Below are 18,060 nucleotides of genomic sequence, written 5' to 3'. Positions count from 1 at the left end.
AACGCGGCGTCAAGCTGCGCTGCAGCGAAGCGGCGCGGACGGGTGCGGATGGGCGCGTCGGCGTGACGTGCGTCGTGGTCCCGGCGGCGTCCGTGCCGCGCCGCATCACCGCCGCGCGCGGCACGCCGCTCAGCGCGCCAGCCAGCGGATCATCCGGTCGATCGGCCCGGTGTACGGCGGCTTCAGCCAGTCGCTGGCGGCGAAGCGGCGCTGCCGCAGCACGGGCAGCTGCTTGCTGAAGGTTTCGAAGCCGTGGCGGCCGTGGATCGCGCCGATGCCGCTGGCGCCGATTCCGCCGAAGGGCAGGTTGTGCGCTCCGAAGTGCAGCAGCGTGTCGTTGACGGTGACGCCGCCGGCCAGCGTGTTGGCGAGGATGTGGTCGACGCGCGCGCGGTCGTGGCTGAAGGGGTACAGCGCCAGCGGCCGCTCGAGCGCGTTGATCCGCGCGATCGCGTCGTCGAGGTCGGCGTAGGCGAGCACCGGCAGGATCGGACCGAAGATCTCGTGGCGCATGACCTCGGCGTCGGCCGCCGGTTCGACCACCAGCACCGGCGGGAACAGGTGCTCCTCGTCGATCAGCCGCGCGTGCCGGTCGGCCGCGCCGGCGAACGGCTCGATGACCCGGTGGCCGCGCTCGCGCGCGTCGCGGACGTAGCCCTGCAGCCGGCGGTACTGGCTGTCGTTGATGACCCGGGTGTAATCCTCGACCTGGGTGAAGTCGTCGCCGTAGCGGCGGCGCAGCTCGGCCACGAGCGCGTCGACGAGCGCGTCGCGGCGCGCGGCGTCGACCAGCACGTAGTCGACGCCGATGCAGGTCTGCCCGGCGTTGAACCACTTGCCGCTGGCGATGCGCGCGGCGGCGACGTCGAGCGGGAAGTCGTCGCACACCAGCGCCGGGGCCTTGCCGCCGAGTTCGAGCGTGACCGGCGTGAGGTTCGGCGCCGCTGCGGCCATGACCTTGCGGCCGACCGCGGTCGAGCCGGTGAACAGCAGGTGGTCGAACGGCAGCGCCGAGAACGCCGCGCCGACGTCGGCGCCGCCGAGCGCGACGGCGACGCGGTCGGCGGGGAACACCGACGCCAGCAGCTGGCGCAGCCAGGCGCTGGTGCGCGGGGTGTGTTCGGACGGCTTGAGGAAGACGTGGTTGCCGGCGGCGATCGCCGAGGCCAGCGGCACCAGCGCCAGGTTCACCGGGTAGTTCCACGGCGCGATGATCCCGACCACGCCGACCGGCTCGCAGCGCAGCTCGGCGGTCGCCGGCCACAGCTTCCAGCCGACCCCGACCCGTCGCGGCCGCATCCAGCGGCGCAGGTTGTCCAGCGCGTGGTCGATCTCGGCCAGCGTCACCATCGCCTCGGAAATCAGGTTCTCGTGGCTGGAGCGGTGGCCGAAGTCGGCGCGGATCGCCGCGTCCATCGCCGGGATGGCGGCGCGGAACGCGTCGCGCAGGCGCTCGAGGTCGGCGCGGCGCTGGGCGAGGTCGGGCTTGCGGGCCTGCCAGGCGATGCGCAGTCGTTCGCGCGTGCCGGCGAGGTCGTCGATGGGGGTGTCGGCGAGGGCATCCATGCGTCCGAGTCTACGGCGCGTTGCGCGCCTCCACGTTTCGGGACGCCGACGCGAGCGCACCGACCGGCCGCGACCCGGCGGCGAGCGCCTAAACTGCCGCCATGACCCTGCGCAGCTACCTCGGCATCGCCCCGACCCTCGGCGAACGCGTCTACGTCGATCCCGCCGCGACCGTGATCGGCGCAGTGAGCCTCGGCGACGACGTCTCGATCTGGCCCGGCTGCGTGGTCCGCGGCGACGTCAATTCAATCCACATCGGCGCGCGCACCAACGTGCAGGACGGGACCATCGTCCACGTCACCCACGAGGGCCCGTTCACCCGGCCCGGCGGGCTGCCGACGGTGATCGCCAACGACGTCACCGTCGGCCACGCGGCGATCCTGCACGCGTGCACGCTCGACGAGTTCTGCCTGGTCGGCATGGGCGCGAAGATCCTCGACGGCGCGCGCGTGTCGCGCTACGGCTTCGTCGGCGCCGGCGCGGTCGTCGCGCCGGGCAAGGTCGTCGGCGAGGCCGAGCTGTGGCTCGGCAGCCCGGCGAAGTTCGTGCGCCGGCTGACCGACCGCGAGATCGAGCAGCTGCAGTACAGCGCCGGTCACTACGTGCGCCTGAAGGACCACTACCTCGACGCCGACGCGTGACGCCCGCGGCTGGCCAGCCCCGGCGCCTTGCGCGTACGCTCGGCGGCGGGGACGCACGACGATTCGAGGGACCAGTGCACACGGATGCGACCGGGAACGACGGCCGCGCGCCACGCAGTGCGTGGCGGGCGGGGAACCGCCGCTGATGCTCGACACGCGGCGCGAGGTGGTCACGCCCGAGGGCGTGGCGCTGCGGCTGCCGGCGGCCGGCCCGGTGCCGCGCGCGCTGGCGTGGGCGATCGATTTCGCGATCCGGTTCGCGCTTCTGTCGGTGCTCGGCATGGTGCTGGCGCTGCTCGGCACGGGCGGGCAGGGGCTGTACCTGGTCGTGCTGTTCGCGGTGTTCTGGCTGTACCCGGTGGTGTTCGAGGCCGCGTGGCGCGGGCAGACGCCCGGCAAGCGCGCGCTCGGCCTGCGCGTGGTCGCCGGCAACGGCGCGCCGGTCGGCTGGCTGGCCGCGTTCACCCGCAACCTGCTGCGCGTCGTCGACATGCTGCCGTTCGGCTACGCGGCGGGGCTGCTGACCAGCCTCGCCGACCCGTGGGGCCGCCGGCTCGGCGACCTGGTCGCCGGCACGCTGGTGGTCCACGCCGACCGGCCGAACCCCGTGCACGCCGCCGGCATCGGCGACGCGCTGGCGCCGCCGGTGCCGCTGCGTCCGGGCGAGCAGGCCGCGGTGATCGCGTTCGGCGAGCGCGCGCCATTGCTGACGCCGGCGCGCCAGGTCGAACTGGCCGAGCTGGCCGAGCCGCTGGTGGGCGCACGCGGCGAGCCCGCCGTGCGCCGCCTGCACGGCGTGGCGAACTGGCTGCTGGGGCGGCGATGAAGCAGGAGCATTTCGTCCAGCGCCACCAGGCCGAATGGCAGGCGCTCGAGCAGTGGCTCGACGCGCGCGGTGGCAGCGCGCGACGCGCGCGCGCCGAGCGCCGCGGCTGGCGCGGGCTGGCCGACCCCGAAATGCCCGAACGCTACCGCCGGCTGTGCCAGCAGCTGGCGCTGGCGCGCCGGCGCGGCTACAGCCCGGTCGTCACCGACCGGCTGCAGGTGCTGATGGAGCGCGGCCACGCGGTGCTGTACCGCACGCCGCCGCCGCGCTGGCGCCGCGCGGCGGAGTTCCTGCTGGCGGGGTTCCCGCGGCTGGTGCGCGCCGAGCGCGGCTGCATGCTCGCGTCGCTGGCGCTGTTCGCGCTGCCGCTGGCCGTCATCTTCGCCGCGATCCAGTTCGATCCGGAGCTGTCGTCGGCGCTGTTCGACCCGGGCCAGCTCGCGCAGTTCGAGGCGATGTACGACCCCGACGACCCGGCGCGCAAGCTTGGCCGCGAGAGCGGCACCGATCTGGCGATGTTCGGCCACTACGTGTGGAACAACGTCAGCATCGGCTTCCGCACGTTCGCCAGCGGCCTGCTGGCCGGCGTCGGCACGATCGTCGTGCTGCTGTTCAACGGCGTCACCATCGGCGGCGTCGCCGGGCACCTGCAGGCGGTCGGCCACGGCGACCCGTTCTGGCGCTTCGTCGTCGGCCACGGCGCGCCGGAGCTGACCGCGATCGTCATCGCCGGCGGCGCCGGCCTGCAGCTCGGGCTGCGGCTCGTCGCCCCGGGCCGGCGCCGGCGCATCGACGCGCTGGTCGAGGGCGGCCGCCGCGGCGCGCTGCTGTGCGCGGGCATCTTCGCGATGCTGGTGTTCGCCGCGTTCGTCGAGGCGTTCTGGTCGTCGATCGCGTGGATGCCGGCGTGGATCAAGTACAGCGTCGGCGGCGCGCTGTGGGCGCTGGTGCTGGGCTGGCTGCTGCTCGGCGGCCGCGGCCACGCCGGCGGGGTCGACGTCGACGGCACCGCCCCGGGGCGCGCCGATGCGCATTGACGCGCTGACGGTGGCGCTGCGCCCGCGCAGCGCGTGGGAGGCGGTCGAGCTCGGCGGCGCGCTGCTGCGCGCGCACGCCGGCGCGGTGTGGCGGCCGTGGCTGGCGCTGACGCTGCCGCTGTTCGCGCTGCTGAACCTCGCCCTGTGGGCGGTCGACCTGCTGTGGCTGGCGGCGCCGCTGATGTGGTGGCTGAAGCCGCTGTTCGACCGCGTGCCGCTATACGTGCTGTCGCGCGCGGTGTTCGGCGACGTGCCGGCGCCGCGCGCGACGCTGCGCGCGCTGCCGCGCTTCGCCCGGCCATCGCTGCTGGCGGGCCTGACCTGGCGACGCCTGAGCCCGGTGCGCTCGCTGTACCTGCCGGTCGACCTGCTCGAGGGCGCCGACGCGGCCGCGGCCCGCGCGCGGCGCGGCGCGCTCGGCGGACCGGTCTACGGCGTGGCCGCGCTGCTGACGCTGGTGTGCGTCAACTTCGAACTGGCGCTGATGGCCGGCCTCGGGTCGCTGGCGTTCGTGTTCATCCCGCCGGAGCATTTCGTCGACGCCGCGCGCGGGCTGTGGGAGCTGCTGGTCGCGCAGCCGCCGTGGATCCAGTTCAGCTACAACGCGATCGCGTACCTGGCGACCGCGGTGATCGAGCCGTTCTTCGTCGCCGCCGGCTTCGGCCTGTACCTCAACCGGCGCACCGAGATCGAAGGCTGGGACATCGAGCTGGGCCTGCGGCGGCTGCGCACGCGGCTGCTCGAGCAGGCGCGGCCGCTCGCCCTCGCGCTGCTGTGCGCGCTGGCGTGGACGGCCGCGCCGGTCGCGCAGGCGCAGGACGCCGACGAGGCCGCACGCGCGCAGCGCGCGGCCGAACGCGCGGGCCGGGCGACCGAGGACCTCCGCGACGGCCAGCCCGCGGTCACGCCCGACGACGTGTTCGGCCCCGAGCGCGCGCCGACCGCGGACTTCGAACGTGCGGTCGGCGAGGCCTACGCCGGCCCCGCGCTGAAGCCGACGCGCAAGGTCGTGCGCTGGAAGGAACGCAACCCGGACAAGCCGTCGGAGTCCAAGCCGCCGCCCTTCCTCGAGGCGATCGCCAAGGCGGTCGCGCTGGTCGGCGAGTTCGTGCTGTGGGGGCTGTTCGCCGCGCTCGCGCTGGTGCTGCTGCTGACCGCCAGGCACTGGCTGCCGTGGCTGCGCGGGACGCTCGCGCGCGAGCGCCCCGAGCCCGCGCCGGTGCAGCACCGCTCGATCGCCGACGCCGCCCCGCTGCCCGACGACGTACCGACCGCGGCGCGGGCGCTCTGGGCGCAGGGTCGCGCGCGCGACGCGCTGGCGCTGCTGTACCGCGCGAGCGTCGCGGCGATGGTCGAGCGCGCGCAGGTGGTGCTGGCGCCCGGTGCAACCGAGGCGCAGTGCCTGCGCGCGTCGCGGCAGATGCCGCGCGCCGACGACCGCGAGGCGTTCGCCGAGGTCGTGCGCCGCTGGCAGCTGGCCGCGTACGCGCGGCGACTGCCGGGCGCGGACGAGTTCGATGCGCTGCTGGCGCGGCTGTCGGAGCGGTTCGGATGGGCGCGGTGAGCGCGCCGGCGGCCGGGCGTCGCGGCGCGGCGTGGCGCGTCGCCGCGATCGTCGCGGCGGTGCTGCTGGTGGTCGCCGCGGCGGTCGGCTGGTTCCTGCACGCCTACGAGCGGGTCGAGGAAACGATCGACCTGCCGCGCACCGGCGAGGCCGCGCGCAATCCGCTGTACGCGCTGAAGCTCGCGCTCGAGCGCGACGGAGTGCGCGTCACGACCCAGCGCCGGCTCGACCTTGACGCGCTCGCGCCGGGCCGGCGCGACACCGTCGTGCTGCACGTCGACCCGCGCACGCTGTCGCCCGCGCAGGTCGATGCGCTGCTCGGGTGGGTCGCGCGCGGCGGGCATCTGGTCGCGCGCACGCCGGCGCCGGGGCGGCTCGGCAACGGCGGCCGGGTGGCGGTGCTCGAGCGGCTCGACCTGCAGGCGCTGCCGGCGAGCGGGCTCGGCCGCAAGTGCGCGGACTTCAGGGTGCGCGGTGAAGGCAACCACGTCGAGTTCTGCGCCGGGCGCCGGTTCACGCTGCGCGGCGCGAACCCGCGGCGCAGCTGGGGCGATCTCGCCAACGGCTACGTGTTCGCGCGCGTGCCGCACGGGGCGGGCACGGTCGACATGCTCGCCGCGCTCGACGTGCTGACGACCGGGCAGCTCGACGAAACGACGCACCTGGTGCTCGCCCGCCAGCTGCTCGCGCCGAACTACCGCGCCGGCGCCGTGCACCTGGTGCACGCCAGCGAGCTGCCGTCGCTGTGGGCCACGCTGCTGCGCGAGGGCTGGATGGCGTGGGCGCCGCTGGCGCTGCTGCTGCTGGCGTGGCTGTGGCGGCGCATGCAGCGCTTCGGCCCGCTGCTGCCGGCGCCGCAGGCCGAGCGCCGCTCGCTGCTCGAACACGTCACCGCCAGCGGCGAGCACGCCTGGCGCTACGGCTACGGCCACCTGCTGCACGCGGCGGTGCGCGACGCGTTCCTCGCCCGGCTGCGCCGCCGCGACCCGGTCGCCGCCGCGCTTGACGGCGAGGCCCAGGCCGCGCTGATCGCCGCGCGCCTCGACCTCACCCCGGCGCAGGTCCGCGAGGCCCTGTCGACCCCGACGCCGCGCGATCCGGCCGGCTTCCGCTCCCGCATCGCCACCCTGATCCGACTGAGAAACCGACTATGAGCGCCGACGCCGCTGCCCCGATCCTGCCGATCACCGGTCCCGACCTCGCCGCGCGCGCCGCCGCGGTCCGCGACGAGGTCGCCAAGGCCTTCATCGGCCAGCCCGACGCGCTCGACCAGGTGCTGATCGCGCTGCTCGCCGGCGGCCACGTGCTGATCGAGGGCGTGCCCGGGCTCGGCAAGACCCTGCTGGTGCGCGCGCTGTCGCAGGCGCTGGCCTGCGGCTACGCGCGCGTGCAGTTCACCCCGGACCTGATGCCGAGCGACATCAGCGGCCACGCGGTGTGGGACCCGAAGAACGAGACGTTCAACATCCGCCGCGGCCCGGTGTTCACGAACCTGCTGCTGGCCGACGAGATCAACCGCGCGCCGGCCAAGACCCAGTCGGCGCTGCTCGAGGCGATGCAGGAGATGCAGGTGACGATCGAGGGCCACAGCTTCGCGCTGCCGCCGCCGTTCCTGACCCTGGCCACGCAGAACCCGGTCGAGCAGGAGGGCACCTACCCGCTGCCGGAGGCGCAGCTCGACCGCTTCCTGCTGAAGGTGCTGATCGGCTACCCGTCGCGCGCCGACGAGACCCGCATGGTCACGGCGATCAGCCAGGGCCGCACCGCGTCCGACTTCGACCTGTCCGCGGTGCAGCGCGTGGTCGGCCCCGACGACATCGTCGCGATGCAGGCCGGCACCGCGCAGGTGACCGTCGACGCGGCGGTGATCGACTACGCGGTGCGGATCGTCACGGCCACGCGCGAGTGGGCCGGCATCGCGCTCGGCGCCGGCCCGCGCGGCAGCCTGGCGCTGGTCCGCGCCGCGCGCGCGCAGGCGGTGCTGGCCGGGCGCGACTTCGTGACGCCGGACGACGTGCGCGAGATCGCCAGGCCGGCGCTGCGCCACCGGATCGCGCTGGCGCCGGAGCTGCAGATCGAGGGCCAGTCGCCCGACGACGTGCTGCACGCGCTGCTGGCCAAGGTCGACGCGCCCCGCCAGTGACGACGTCGACCGTCCCCGCTGCCGCCGACGGCGCCGCCGCGCGCGCCTGGCCGCGCCCCGCGCCGCCGCTGCTCGCGTTGCTGCCGGCGTGGTCGGCGCTCGGGCTGGCGGTGGCGGTCGGCCGCGCACCGGCGGCGTGGTGGGTGGTCGCCGGCCTCGCGCTCGCGGCGGTGGCCGCGCTCGACCTGGTGCGGCTGCTGCGGCGACCGACCCCGCACGTGCAGCGGCGCACGGCGGACACGTGGCCGGTCGGGGTCGAGCGGGCGGTGACGCTGACCGTGACCGGCGACGCGCGCCGGCAGTCGGTCGACGTGTTCGACCTGCACCCCGGCGGCTGGGCGATGACCGGCCTGCCGCGGCGGCTCGCGCTGCGCCGCGGCCAGGCCGCGTCGGTCGACTACGCGCTGCGCGCCGACGCGCGCGGCGACTTCGCGTTCGCCGGCGTGCAGCTGCGGCTGCAGTCGCCGTGGCGGCTGTGGCAGCAGTCGCGGATTGCCGGCGCGGCGCAGCGGGTGCGGGTGTTCCCGAACTTCGCGCCGCTGGCGAAGTTCGCGATGTTCAGCGCCGAACAGGCGTCGCGGCTGGTCGGCGCGCACCTGAAGCGCCGGCGCGGCGAGGGCACCGACTTCCACCAGATGCGCGAGTACCGGGTCGGCGACAGCCTGCGCCAGATCGACTGGAAGGCCACCTCGCGCGCGCGCCGGCTGATCTCGCGCGAGTACCAGGACGAGAAGAACCAGCAGCTGGTGCTGCTGCTCGACACCGGGCGCCGGCTGCTGGCCCGCGACGGCGCGCTGGCGCACTTCGACCACGTGCTCGACGCGGCGCTGGTGGTGGCGTACCTCGCGCTGCGCCAGGGCGACGGCGTCGGCCTGCTGGCCACCGGCGGCGACGGCGCGTGGGTGCCGCCGCGGCGCGGCGTCGGCGCGATCGACGAGCTGCTGCGCGCCAGCTACGCGCTGCAGCCGCAGCCGGTCGCCACCGATTTCCTCGCCGCGGCGACCGAGCTGTCGCTGCGCCAGCGCCGCCGCGCGCTGGTGATGCTGGTGACCAACCTGCGCGACGAGGACATGGACGACCTGCTGGCGGCGGTGGCGGTGCTGCGCCGGCGCCACGTCGTGTGCGTCGCCAGCCTGCGCGAGGGCTCGCTCGACGAGGCGCTCGCCGCCGACGTCGTCGACCTGCCCGGCGCGATCCGCGCCGGGGCGACCGCGCAGTACCTCGCCCAGCGCAGCGCGGCGCACGAGCGGCTGCGCGGCCACGGCGTCATGGTCCTCGACGTGACCTGCGCGCAGCTCGCGGCCGCGCTGGTCGAGAAGTACCTGGCGGTCAAGCGCGACGGCCTGCTGTAGCCGCGGCCGGCGTTGGACAAGGTGGGCACGCCGTTTTCGCCGCACGCGCGCCTCGCCGTCCACGCCGCGGTCACTGCGATGAAATGGCCCTGAACGCATTCAGTGGATAAGCGCGCGCTTCACCGCGTCCGCACGCGCGACAGCGCGCAATGCGGGCACAGGAGGACGCCATGCACACCCCGACCCACCCGCTCCACTGGATCCTGATCGCCGCCGGCGGCACCGTCGTCGCCGGGATGATCGGCGTCGCAGTGAAGATCGGCAGCGACACCGCCAGCTACCTCGAGCACTCGACCGTCATGTCGGCGCAGGGCGTCGAAACCGCGTCGCCGAATCCGTTCGTCGCGGCGCCGGTCTCCGCCGCCGTCGCCGACGCCAGCGCCGAGACGGCGGCAGCGGCGCAGGCCGAAGCGGCCGCGCAGCGCGCCCGCGAGGACGCCGCCGACCTGGCCCGACCGACCGCGCTGGTCGCGGCCGCGAACTGACCGCGACGCGGTCAGTCCGGCCGCGTCACCCGTTCGAGCAGCGCCAGCGTCGCGATCGCCTCGTCGCGCGAGGCGCCGCACATGCCCGGCGACGGGCGCAGCGAGGCGCACACCGACGGCCGCTCCGGCCGGCCGAACAGCCGGCAGCCCAGCGCCTCGTCGAGCTGGACGCACGGCATTCCGGCCGGTTTGCCGTGCGGCATGCCCGGGATCGGCGACGTGATCGACGGCGCGATGCAGCACGCGCCGCAGCTGCTGCGGCAGTCCATGCCGATGTCCGCGCTCAGTAGTCCGTCCACGCTCAGTCCGCGGTGACCAGCGTGTCGTCGCGCTCGCGCAGCAGCGCGTACACCGCGTCCGTTTCCGGCCGCACGCCGTGCCAGCGCAGGAAGCTCTCGGCCGCCTGTTCGACCAGCATCCCGAGCCCGTCGACCGCCTCGCGCGCGCCGGCCGCGCGCGCCCACGCCAGGAACGGGATGGCGACCTCGCCGTAGCTCAGGTCGACCGCGGCCGCGCGCGGCGCGACCAGCGTGCCCGCCAGCGGCGGCAGGGCGGCGTCGCGGCTCGCCGAGGTCGCGTTGACGATCAGGTCGAAGCTGCCGATCGCGCCGACGTCGTCGAGGTAGCGCGGGTGCACGCGCCCGGGCTGGCCGAGCGCGTCGGCGAGCGCGTCGGCGCGTTCGGCGGTGCGGTTGACGATGTACAGGTCGCCGATGCCGGCATCGAGCAGCGCCGGGGCGACGCCGCGCGCCGCGCCGCCGGCGCCGATCAGCAAGGTGCGCCGCCCGCGCAGGTCGAGCCCGTGGCGCTCGGTCAGGTCGCGGACCAGCCCGACGCCGTCGGTGTTGTCGCCGTGCCATTCGTTCCCGACCCGCAGCAGCGTGTTCACCGCGCCGGCGCGCTGCGCGCGTTCGCTCAGCGCCGTGCACAGCGCCGCGGCGCGCGCCTTGTGCGGCAGCGTGACGTTGGCGCCGACGCCGCCGCGCGCGGCGAACGCGTCCAGCGCGTCGGCGAAGCGCTCCGGCGTCGCGTCGATCGCCACGTACTCCAGCGCGATCCCGGTCTGCCGGCCGAACGCGGCGTGGATGCGCGGCGACAGAGAGTGCGCGACCGGGTGCCCGATCACCGCGTAGCGCGGGGGCTGGGACGGATCTGTGACGTGCTCCGGACGGGTCATGACGGCCCTCGCTTAGACTCCGACGACTTTCAGATGGAGACGCACGATGCGTCGCACCGCGGCCGTCCGCCCGAGTCTACTCCCGGCCCTCGCGCTGTCCGCGGCGCTGGCGTCGGGCGCCGCGTGGGCGCTGTCGGAGTTCGGCATCGAGGGCATGGGCGTGGTCGCCACGCGCGCCGACGAGGTCCACGGCACGGTGTCGCCGGACGGCCGGCGCATCGTCTGGGCCAGCCCGAACCGCGACGGCGGCGCCGGCGGCTGGGACCTGTGGCAGGCCAGCCTGCGCGACGGCCGCTGGCAGGACGCGCGGGCGCTGGCGCTGAACACCCGCGACGCCGAGCGCGACCCGGCCTTCAGCGCCGACGGGCGCTGGCTGTACTTCGCGTCCGACCGCCGCGGCGGCCGCGGCGGCCTCGACCTGTACCGCGCGCCGGTCGAGCGCGACGCCATCGGCGCGCCGCGCGCGCTGGCCGGCGCGGCCAACACCCGCGCCGACGAGCGCTCGCCGGCGCCGTCGCGCGACGGCCGCGCGCTGCTGTTCGCCGGCAACGGCGGCGCCACGTCGGGTGGCTACGACCTGTTCGCCGCCGCGCTCGACGGCGACGCGGCCGCGGCCCCGCGCGCGCTCGACGGCGTCAACACCCGTGCCGACGAGTTCGACGGCGCGTGGCTCGACGGCGGCGGCCTCGTGTTCGCCCGCGCCGACGCCGCCGACGCCGGCCCGTCGCGGCTGCACGTGGCGCGCTGCGATGGCCGCCGCTACGCCGGCGTCGCGCCGCTCGCGCTGTCGTTCAACACCGCCGACGGCCGCACGCTCGGCGCGATGCTCGACTGGAACAAGCCGGCCGAATTGCTGGTCACCGGCAGCGCGCGCTCGCCGCGCGCCGGCGGGCTCGACCTGTACCGGATGAAGGCGCCGACCCCGGGTGGCCAGGCCGGCTGCGCCGGCTGAGCGCGCCCGTGCGGCCGGCCCGCGGTGCCGGCCCGGGGGCCGGCCTTCATAATGCGGGGCTTCCCGCGCGCCGCTGGCCGCGGGCACCGCCCTGCCGAGACCCCCGCATGCCGTCCACGCCGCTGCCCGACTACCCGTTCACCCCGCAGCGCGTCGAGGTGCGGCCCGGCATCGCGATGGCCTACCTCGACGAGGGCCCGCGCGACGGCGAGGTCGTCGTGATGCTGCACGGCAACCCGTCGTGGAGCTACTACTGGCGGCACCTGGTGCTGGGGCTGCGCGACCGCTACCGCTGCATCGTCCCGGACCACGTCGGCATGGGCGGCTCGGACAAGCCCGGCGACGACCGCTACGCGTACACGCTGCAGTCGCGCGTCGACGACGTCGCCACGCTGCTCGCCCGGCTGGGCATCACCGGCCCGGTGACGCTGGCGGTGCACGACTGGGGCGGGATGATCGGCTTCGGCTGGGCGCTGTCGCACATGGCCCAGGTCCGGCGGCTGGTGATCCTGAACACCGCGGCGTTCCCGCTGCCGGCGGCCAAGCCGATGCCGTGGCAGCTGTCGTTCGGCCGCGACTCGCGCGTCGGCGGCGCGCTGATCCGCGCGTTCAACCTGTTCTCGGCCGGCGCCTCGTGGCTCGGCGTCGAGCGCCGCATGCCGGCCGACGTGCGCCGCGCGTACGTGGCTCCGTACGACACCTGGGACAACCGCATCAGCACGCTGCGCTTCATGCAGGACATCCCGCTGTCGCCGGCGGACCGCGCGTGGCCGCTGGTCGAGCAGGCCGGCCAGCGCCTGCCGCAGTACGCCGACCGCCCGGCGTTCATCGGCTGGGGGCTGCGCGACTTCGTGTTCGACCGGCACTTCCTCGACGGCTTCCGCGCCGCGCTGCCGCAGGCCCAGGTGCATGCGTTCGACGACGCCGGCCACTACGTGCTCGAGGACAAGCACGAGGTGCTGGTGCCGGCGATCCGCGCGTTCCTCGACGCGCACCCGCTCGACGGCCAGGCGCTCGCGCCGAATCCGGTGGGCCCGCGCGGGGACGCGGTCGACCCCGACCCGCTGGACCGGACGGCCGACGCGTGAGCGACGCGGCGCGCGCCGACGGCACGTGCAACATCGCCGCCGCGCTGCCGCGGCTGGCGGCGCAGTTCCCCGAGCGCATCGCAATGCGCTGCCCCGGCTCGCGCGGGCCGGACGGGCTGGCGCGCTACGACGTCGCGCTGAGCTACCGCGAGCTCGACGCGCGCAGCGACGCGATCGCCGCCGGCCTGGCGCGGCGCGGCGTGGTCCGCGGCACCCGCACCGTGATGATGGTGCGGCCGTCGCCGGAGTTCTTCCTGCTGATGTTCGCGCTGTTCAAGGCCGGCGCGGTGCCGGTGCTGGTCGACCCGGGTATCGACAAGCGCGCGCTGAAGCAGTGCCTCGACGAGGCCGAGGCCGACGCGTTCATCGGCATCCCGCTCGCGCACGTGGCGCGCGTCGTGCTGCGCTGGGCGCGCTCGGCGCGCCTGCGCGTCACCACCGGCGCGCGTGCGTGGCTGGCCGACACGACGCTGGCGCGCGTCGAGCGCGACGGCGCCGGCGCCGGGCCGCAGCTTGCCGACACGCGGCCCGACGACGTCGCGGCGATCCTGTTCACCAGCGGCTCGACCGGCGTGCCGAAGGGCGTGGTCTACCGGCACCGCCACTTCGTCGCGCAGGTGGCGATGCTCGGTGAGGCGTTCGGGATCGCGCCCGGCGGCGTCGACCTGCCGACCTTCCCGCCGTTCGCGCTGTTCGACCCGGCGCTGGGGCTGACCTCGGTGATTCCCGACATGGACCCGACCCGCCCCGCCCAGGCTGACCCGCGCCGGCTGCACGACGCGATCGCGCGCTTCGGCGTCGACCAGCTGTTCGGCTCGCCCGCGCTGATGGGCGTGCTCGCGCGCCACGGCGCGCCGCTGCCGGGCCTGAAGCGGGTCACCTCGGCCGGCGCGCCGGTGCCGGCCGAGGTGGTCGCGCGGATGCGCGCGCTGCTGCCGGACGACGCGCAGTTCTGGACGCCGTACGGCGCCACCGAGTGCCTGCCGGTCGCGGTGATCGAGGGCCGCGAGCTGCAGGCCACGCGCGCGGCGACCGAGGGCGGCGCCGGCACCTGCGTCGGCCGCGCCGTTGCGCCGAACGACGTGCGCATCATCGCGATCACCGACGCGGCCATCGCCGACTGGGACGGCGCCGTCGAACTGCCGGCCGGCGCGGTCGGCGAGATCACCGTCGCCGGGCCGACCGCGACCGACCGCTACTTCCGCCGCGACGCGCAGACGCGGCTGGCGAAGATCACCGAGACGCTCGGCGACGGATCGACCCGCGTCGTGCACCGGATGGGCGACGTCGGCTACGTCGATGCCGACGGGCGGCTGTGGTTCTGCGGGCGCAAGTCGCACCGCGTCGAGACCGCGGGCGGGCCGCTGTACACCGAGCAGGTCGAGCCGGTGTTCAACGTCCATCCCGGGGTCCGCCGCACTGCGCTGGTCGGCGTCGGCGCGCGCGGCGCGCAGCGGCCGGTCCTGTGCGTCGAGCTCGACGACGGCGTCGACGCGCGCGAGTGGCCGCGGATCGAGGCCGAGCTGCGCGCGATCGGCGCCGGCTTCGTGCACACCGCCGGCGTCGCGCGCTTCCTGCGCCACCCGAAGTTCCCGGTCGACATCCGCCACAACGCGAAGATCGCCCGCGAAACGCTCGCGGCGTGGGCGGCGGCGCGTGCATGACACAGACGCGAATATGACGGAGAGAGGGCGATGAAGATCCTGGTCACCGGCGGCGGCGGGTTCCTCGGCCAGGCGCTGTGCCGCGGCCTGCGCGCGCGCGGGCACGAGGTCGTCAGCTTCAACCGCGGCCGCTACGACGCGCTCGACGCGCTCGGCGTCGCGCAGGTGCAGGGCGACCTGGCCGCGCGCGACGCGGTGCTGGCCGCCGCGGCCGGGTGCGAGGCGGTGTTCCACAACGCGGCCAAGGCCGGCGCATGGGGCAGCTACCGCAGCTACTTCGACGCCAACGTCGTCGGCACCCGCAACGTGCTCGACGCCTGCCGCGCGCACGGCATCGGCCGGCTGGTCTACACCTCGACGCCGAGCGTGACCCACCGCGCCACCCACCCGGTCGCCGGCCTCGGCGCCGACGACGTGCCCTACGGCACCGACCTCAAGGCGCCGTACGCGGCGACCAAGCTGGTCGCCGAGCAGGACGTGCTCGCCGCCAACGACGCGTCACTGGCCACCGTCGCGCTGCGGCCGCGGCTGATCTGGGGCGTCGGCGACAACCAGCTGCTGCCGCGGCTGGTCGAGCGCGCGCGCGCCGGCCGGCTGCGCCTGGTCGGCGACGGCAGCAACCTGGTCGACACCACCTACATCGACAATGCCGCGCAGGCGCACTTCGACGCGTTCGAGCACCTCGCGCCCGGCGCGGCGTGCGCCGGCCGTGCGTACTTCATCAGCAACGGCGAGCCGCGCACGATGCGCGAGACGGTCAACGGCCTGCTCGCCGCGGTCGGTGCGCCGACGGTCGACAAGACCCTGCCGTTCGCCGCGGCGTACGCAATCGGCGCGGTCTGCGAGGGGCTATGGCACGCGCTGCCGCTGCGCGGCGAGCCGCCGATGACGCGGTTCCTTGCCGAGCAGCTGGTGACCACGCACTGGTACGACATGGGCCCGGCGCGCCGCGACTTCGGCTACGTGCCGGCGGTGTCGTTCGACGCCGGCCTCGCGCGGCTGCGCGCGGCCAGCGCGCCTGCGTGAGCGGCGCCGGCGCGGGGCCCGTCATCGCACGCGGCTAGAATGCGGGGCATGACCGACCGCTCCCCGCTCGACGCCCTGAAGCCGCTGGCCGGCCGTGCGCTGGAGGCCGCGCTGAACCGCGCGCTGGCGCTCGACCCGGAGACCCGCGAGTCGCTGCGCCCGCTCGACGGCCGCCGCGTCGCCCTGCACGTGGCCGCGCCGCCGCTCGCGCTGCAGGTGCGCGTCGACGGCGAGCGGCTGGCGGTAGGCCCGGTCGACACCGCCAATGCGCCCGACCTGTCGGTGCGCAGCACGCTCGGCGGGCTGCTCGCGCAGCTGCCGGACTTGCTAGGGCTTGGCCTGCGCAACGACGACGCGCCGCCGGTCGGCCAGCTGCGGATCGAGGGCGACGCCGACCTCGCGCGCCGGCTGCAGCGGCTGGCCGAGCGCTTCGACCCGGACTGGCAGCAGCCTTTCGCCGCGGTGTTCGGCGATGTCGTGGGCGTGCAGATCGCCAACGCGATCGCGTCGGCGCTGCGGCACGCGCGCGGCGCGGCCGGCGCGTTCGCGGTCAATGCCGCCGAGTACGTCACCGAGGAATCGCGCGACGTGGTCCCGCGCGACGAGCTCAACGCCTTCCACGACGACGTCGACGCGCTGCGCGACGACGTCGAGCGCGCGGCCGCGCGCGTCGACCGCCTGCGCCAGTCGGTGCAGGCGCGCGGCGCCGGCGACGCTCCGCGCGACGGCGCCGGAGCTGGCGCATGAGGTCGGCGCTGCGCGCGTGGCGCATCGGCCGCGTGCTGCTGCGCTACCGCCTCGACGACCTGCTCGACGGCACGCCGGTCGAGGCCTGGCTGAAGCTCGCGCGTCCGTTCGTGCCGCGCGCGGCGCCGGCGATCGCGCACATGGGCCGCGGCGCGCGGCTGCGGCTGGCGCTGCAGGAGCTCGGCCCGATCTTCGTCAAGTTCGGGCAGATCCTGTCGACCCGGCGCGACCTCGTGCCGGCCGACGTCGCCGACGAGCTGTCGCTGCTGCAGGACCGCGTGCAGCCGTTCGACGGCGACGTCGCGCGCGCGCTGATCGAACGCGCGCTCGGCCGCGACATCGCGACGGCGTACCTCTCGTTCGACGCCACTCCGCTGGCGTCGGCGTCGATCGCGCAGGTGCACGCGGCGACGCTGGCGACCGCCGACGGCGGTGCGCGCGAGGTCGTGGTCAAGGTGCTGCGCCCCGGCATCGACCGCCAGATCGCCGCCGACATCGCGCTGCTGACCTCGGTCGCCGCGGTGGTCGAGCGCGCGCACCCGGCGGCCGACAAGATCCGCCCGCGCGAGATCGTCGCCGAGATCGAGAACACCCTGGCCGCCGAGCTCGACCTGCCGCGCGAGGGCGGCAACGCCAGCGTGCTGCGGCGCTTCTGGACGACGCCGGGCGGCACGCCGGGCGCCGACCTGTACGTGCCCGAGGTGATCTGGTCGCACACCGCCGATGGCGTGCTGACGCTCGAGCGCGTGCGCGGCATCCCGTCGGACGACATCGCCGCGCTCGACGCGGCCGGCATCGACCGCAAGGCGCTGGCCGCCAAGGGCGTGCAGGTCTTCTACACGCAGGTATTCCGCGACAACTTCTTCCACGCCGACGCGCACGCCGGCAACATCTGGGTCGACACCGACCCGTCGCGCAAGGCGAACCCGCGCTTCATCGCGCTGGATTTCGGGATCATGGGCCAGCTGTCCGACGAGGATCAGTACTACCTCGCCGAGAACTTCATGGCGATCTTCCGCCGTGACTACCGCCGCATCGCCGAGCTGCACGTGCGCGCCGGCTGGATGCCGTCGCACATCCGCATCGACGAGCTCGAGGCGGCCGCGCGCGCGGTGTGCGAGCCGTACTTTACCCGCCCGCTCAGCGAGATCTCGCTGGCCGAGGTGCTGGTCAAGCTGTTCCGCACCGCGCAGCGCTACGAACTGACGCTCCAGCCGCAGTTGATCCTGCTGCAGAAGACCCTGCTGAACATCGAGGGCGTCGGCCGCCTGCTCGATCCGCAGCTGGACATCTGGGCGGTCGCGCAGCCGGTGCTCGAGCGCATCCTGGTCGAGCGCTACAGCCCGCAGCGGCTGGCCGGCGAATTCCGCAAGCGCCTGCCGGAGCTGGTCACGCACGCGCCCGAGATGCCGCGGCTGCTGCATGCCTGGCTCGACCAGCAGGTGCAGGGTCGGCATGAGACGCGCGTGCGCTCGGACGACATCCGCCAGATCGCGCGCGTGATCCACGAGACCCAGCGCCGCGCGGTCGCTGCGATCCTCGGCACCGGCCTGCTGATCGTCGCCGCGGTGCTGTACGCGCTCGAGGCCGGCGGGCCGCGGCTGTGGTCGATCCCCGCGTCGGCGTGGATCGCCGGACTGGGCGGGCTGTGGGCGCTGCTGGCGGCGTGGCCGCGGCGGCGGCGCTGATCCGACGCCGGGGGTGAGCCGGCGCGTCGGCGCCGCGTCGATCGAATCTGTCGACCCAAAACGAAAGGGCGCCTCGCGGCGCCCTTTCTCTTTGCCGCCATCGC

17 protein-coding genes are annotated in these 18,060 nt (G+C 75.3%); 14 read left to right on the top strand and 3 right to left on the bottom strand.

The features are described 5' to 3' along the window. Positions 1 to 129 precede the first annotated feature (129 nt). Positions 130 to 1,566, bottom strand: a complete 1,437-nt coding sequence (locus tag D3A60_RS00270) for a coniferyl aldehyde dehydrogenase (RefSeq protein WP_119716734.1) — start codon at positions 1,564 to 1,566, stop codon at positions 130 to 132. Between the two features lie 101 nt (positions 1,567 to 1,667). Between D3A60_RS00270 and D3A60_RS00265 the strand changes: the two genes are divergently transcribed. The 8 genes from D3A60_RS00265 (at position 1,668) to D3A60_RS00230 (ending at position 9,614) form a co-directional block, all read left to right on the top strand. Beyond that, a complete protein-coding gene (locus tag D3A60_RS00265; RefSeq protein ID WP_119716733.1) occupies positions 1,668 to 2,207 on the top strand; it encodes a gamma carbonic anhydrase family protein in 540 nt (179 codons plus the stop codon). A 145-nt stretch (positions 2,208 to 2,352) separates the two neighbouring features. Further along, entirely contained in the window at positions 2,353 to 3,033 is a 681-nt protein-coding gene (locus D3A60_RS00260) for an RDD family protein (RefSeq protein WP_119717462.1), read from the top strand. Then, positions 3,030 to 4,070, top strand: a complete 1,041-nt coding sequence (locus D3A60_RS00255; RefSeq protein ID WP_119716732.1) for a stage II sporulation protein M — start codon at positions 3,030 to 3,032, stop codon at positions 4,068 to 4,070. Before D3A60_RS00260 ends, D3A60_RS00255 begins: the two co-directional genes overlap by 4 nt. Then, positions 4,060 to 5,634: a DUF4129 domain-containing protein gene (locus D3A60_RS00250; RefSeq protein ID WP_119716731.1), complete on the top strand. Its 1,575-nt coding sequence runs from the start codon at positions 4,060 to 4,062 to the stop codon at positions 5,632 to 5,634. Before D3A60_RS00255 ends, D3A60_RS00250 begins: the two co-directional genes overlap by 11 nt. Continuing rightward, positions 5,622 to 6,788: a DUF4350 domain-containing protein gene (locus D3A60_RS00245; protein ID WP_119716730.1), complete on the top strand. Its 1,167-nt coding sequence runs from the start codon at positions 5,622 to 5,624 to the stop codon at positions 6,786 to 6,788. Before D3A60_RS00250 ends, D3A60_RS00245 begins: the two co-directional genes overlap by 13 nt. Further along, complete coding sequence (locus D3A60_RS00240) at positions 6,785 to 7,777, top strand: AAA family ATPase (RefSeq protein WP_119716729.1); 993 nt, start codon at positions 6,785 to 6,787, stop codon at positions 7,775 to 7,777. The genes D3A60_RS00245 and D3A60_RS00240 overlap by 4 nt, the downstream gene beginning before the upstream one ends. Next, the gene (locus D3A60_RS00235; protein ID WP_231120342.1) at positions 7,774 to 9,129 is read left to right on the top strand and encodes a DUF58 domain-containing protein; all 1,356 of its coding nucleotides are present in this window, start codon (positions 7,774 to 7,776) and stop codon (positions 9,127 to 9,129) included. Before D3A60_RS00240 ends, D3A60_RS00235 begins: the two co-directional genes overlap by 4 nt. Before the next feature lie 170 nt (positions 9,130 to 9,299). Further along, positions 9,300 to 9,614, top strand: a complete 315-nt coding sequence (locus tag D3A60_RS00230; protein ID WP_119716728.1) for a hypothetical protein — start codon at positions 9,300 to 9,302, stop codon at positions 9,612 to 9,614. An 11-nt stretch (positions 9,615 to 9,625) separates the two neighbouring features. Here D3A60_RS00230 and D3A60_RS00225 read toward each other — a convergent pair whose 3' ends face one another. Together D3A60_RS00225 and aroE are read right to left on the bottom strand one after the other, a co-directional pair. After that, positions 9,626 to 9,883 carry a YkgJ family cysteine cluster protein gene (locus D3A60_RS00225; protein WP_119717460.1) on the bottom strand — a complete coding sequence of 86 codons (258 nt, stop codon included), beginning with the start codon at positions 9,881 to 9,883 and terminating at the stop codon, positions 9,626 to 9,628. Between the two features lie 32 nt (positions 9,884 to 9,915). Beyond that, positions 9,916 to 10,791 (bottom strand): shikimate dehydrogenase, encoded by an 876-nt coding sequence (gene aroE, locus D3A60_RS00220; protein WP_119716727.1) that lies wholly within the window; start codon positions 10,789 to 10,791, stop codon positions 9,916 to 9,918. Between the two features lie 46 nt (positions 10,792 to 10,837). Between aroE and D3A60_RS00215 the strand changes: the two genes are divergently transcribed. From D3A60_RS00215 to ubiB, 6 genes are all read left to right on the top strand, one after another. Further along, entirely contained in the window at positions 10,838 to 11,743 is a 906-nt protein-coding gene (locus tag D3A60_RS00215; protein WP_119716726.1) for a TolB family protein, read from the top strand. A 107-nt stretch (positions 11,744 to 11,850) separates the two neighbouring features. After that, entirely contained in the window at positions 11,851 to 12,831 is a 981-nt protein-coding gene (locus D3A60_RS00210) for an alpha/beta fold hydrolase (protein WP_119716725.1), read from the top strand. Then, entirely contained in the window at positions 12,828 to 14,495 is a 1,668-nt protein-coding gene (oleC, locus tag D3A60_RS00205) for an olefin beta-lactone synthetase (RefSeq protein ID WP_119716724.1), read from the top strand. The genes D3A60_RS00210 and oleC overlap by 4 nt, the downstream gene beginning before the upstream one ends. Positions 14,496 to 14,525: 30 nt before the next feature. After that, positions 14,526 to 15,521 (top strand): 2-alkyl-3-oxoalkanoate reductase, encoded by a 996-nt coding sequence (gene oleD, locus D3A60_RS00200; protein WP_119716723.1) that lies wholly within the window; start codon positions 14,526 to 14,528, stop codon positions 15,519 to 15,521. A gap of 48 nt (positions 15,522 to 15,569) precedes the next feature. After that, entirely contained in the window at positions 15,570 to 16,268 is a 699-nt protein-coding gene (locus D3A60_RS00195) for a ubiquinone biosynthesis accessory factor UbiJ (RefSeq protein WP_119716722.1), read from the top strand. Further along, entirely contained in the window at positions 16,265 to 17,956 is a 1,692-nt protein-coding gene (gene ubiB / locus D3A60_RS00190; RefSeq protein ID WP_119716721.1) for a ubiquinone biosynthesis regulatory protein kinase UbiB, read from the top strand. Before D3A60_RS00195 ends, ubiB begins: the two co-directional genes overlap by 4 nt. Positions 17,957 to 18,060 lie beyond the last annotated feature (104 nt).

This window comes from Cognatilysobacter tabacisoli (assembly GCF_003586305.1).
GTDB lineage: Bacteria > Pseudomonadota > Gammaproteobacteria > Xanthomonadales > Xanthomonadaceae > Cognatilysobacter_A > Cognatilysobacter_A tabacisoli.
Note: the sequence above shows the minus strand (reverse complement) of the source record. Positions and strands in the feature narration are given on the sequence as shown.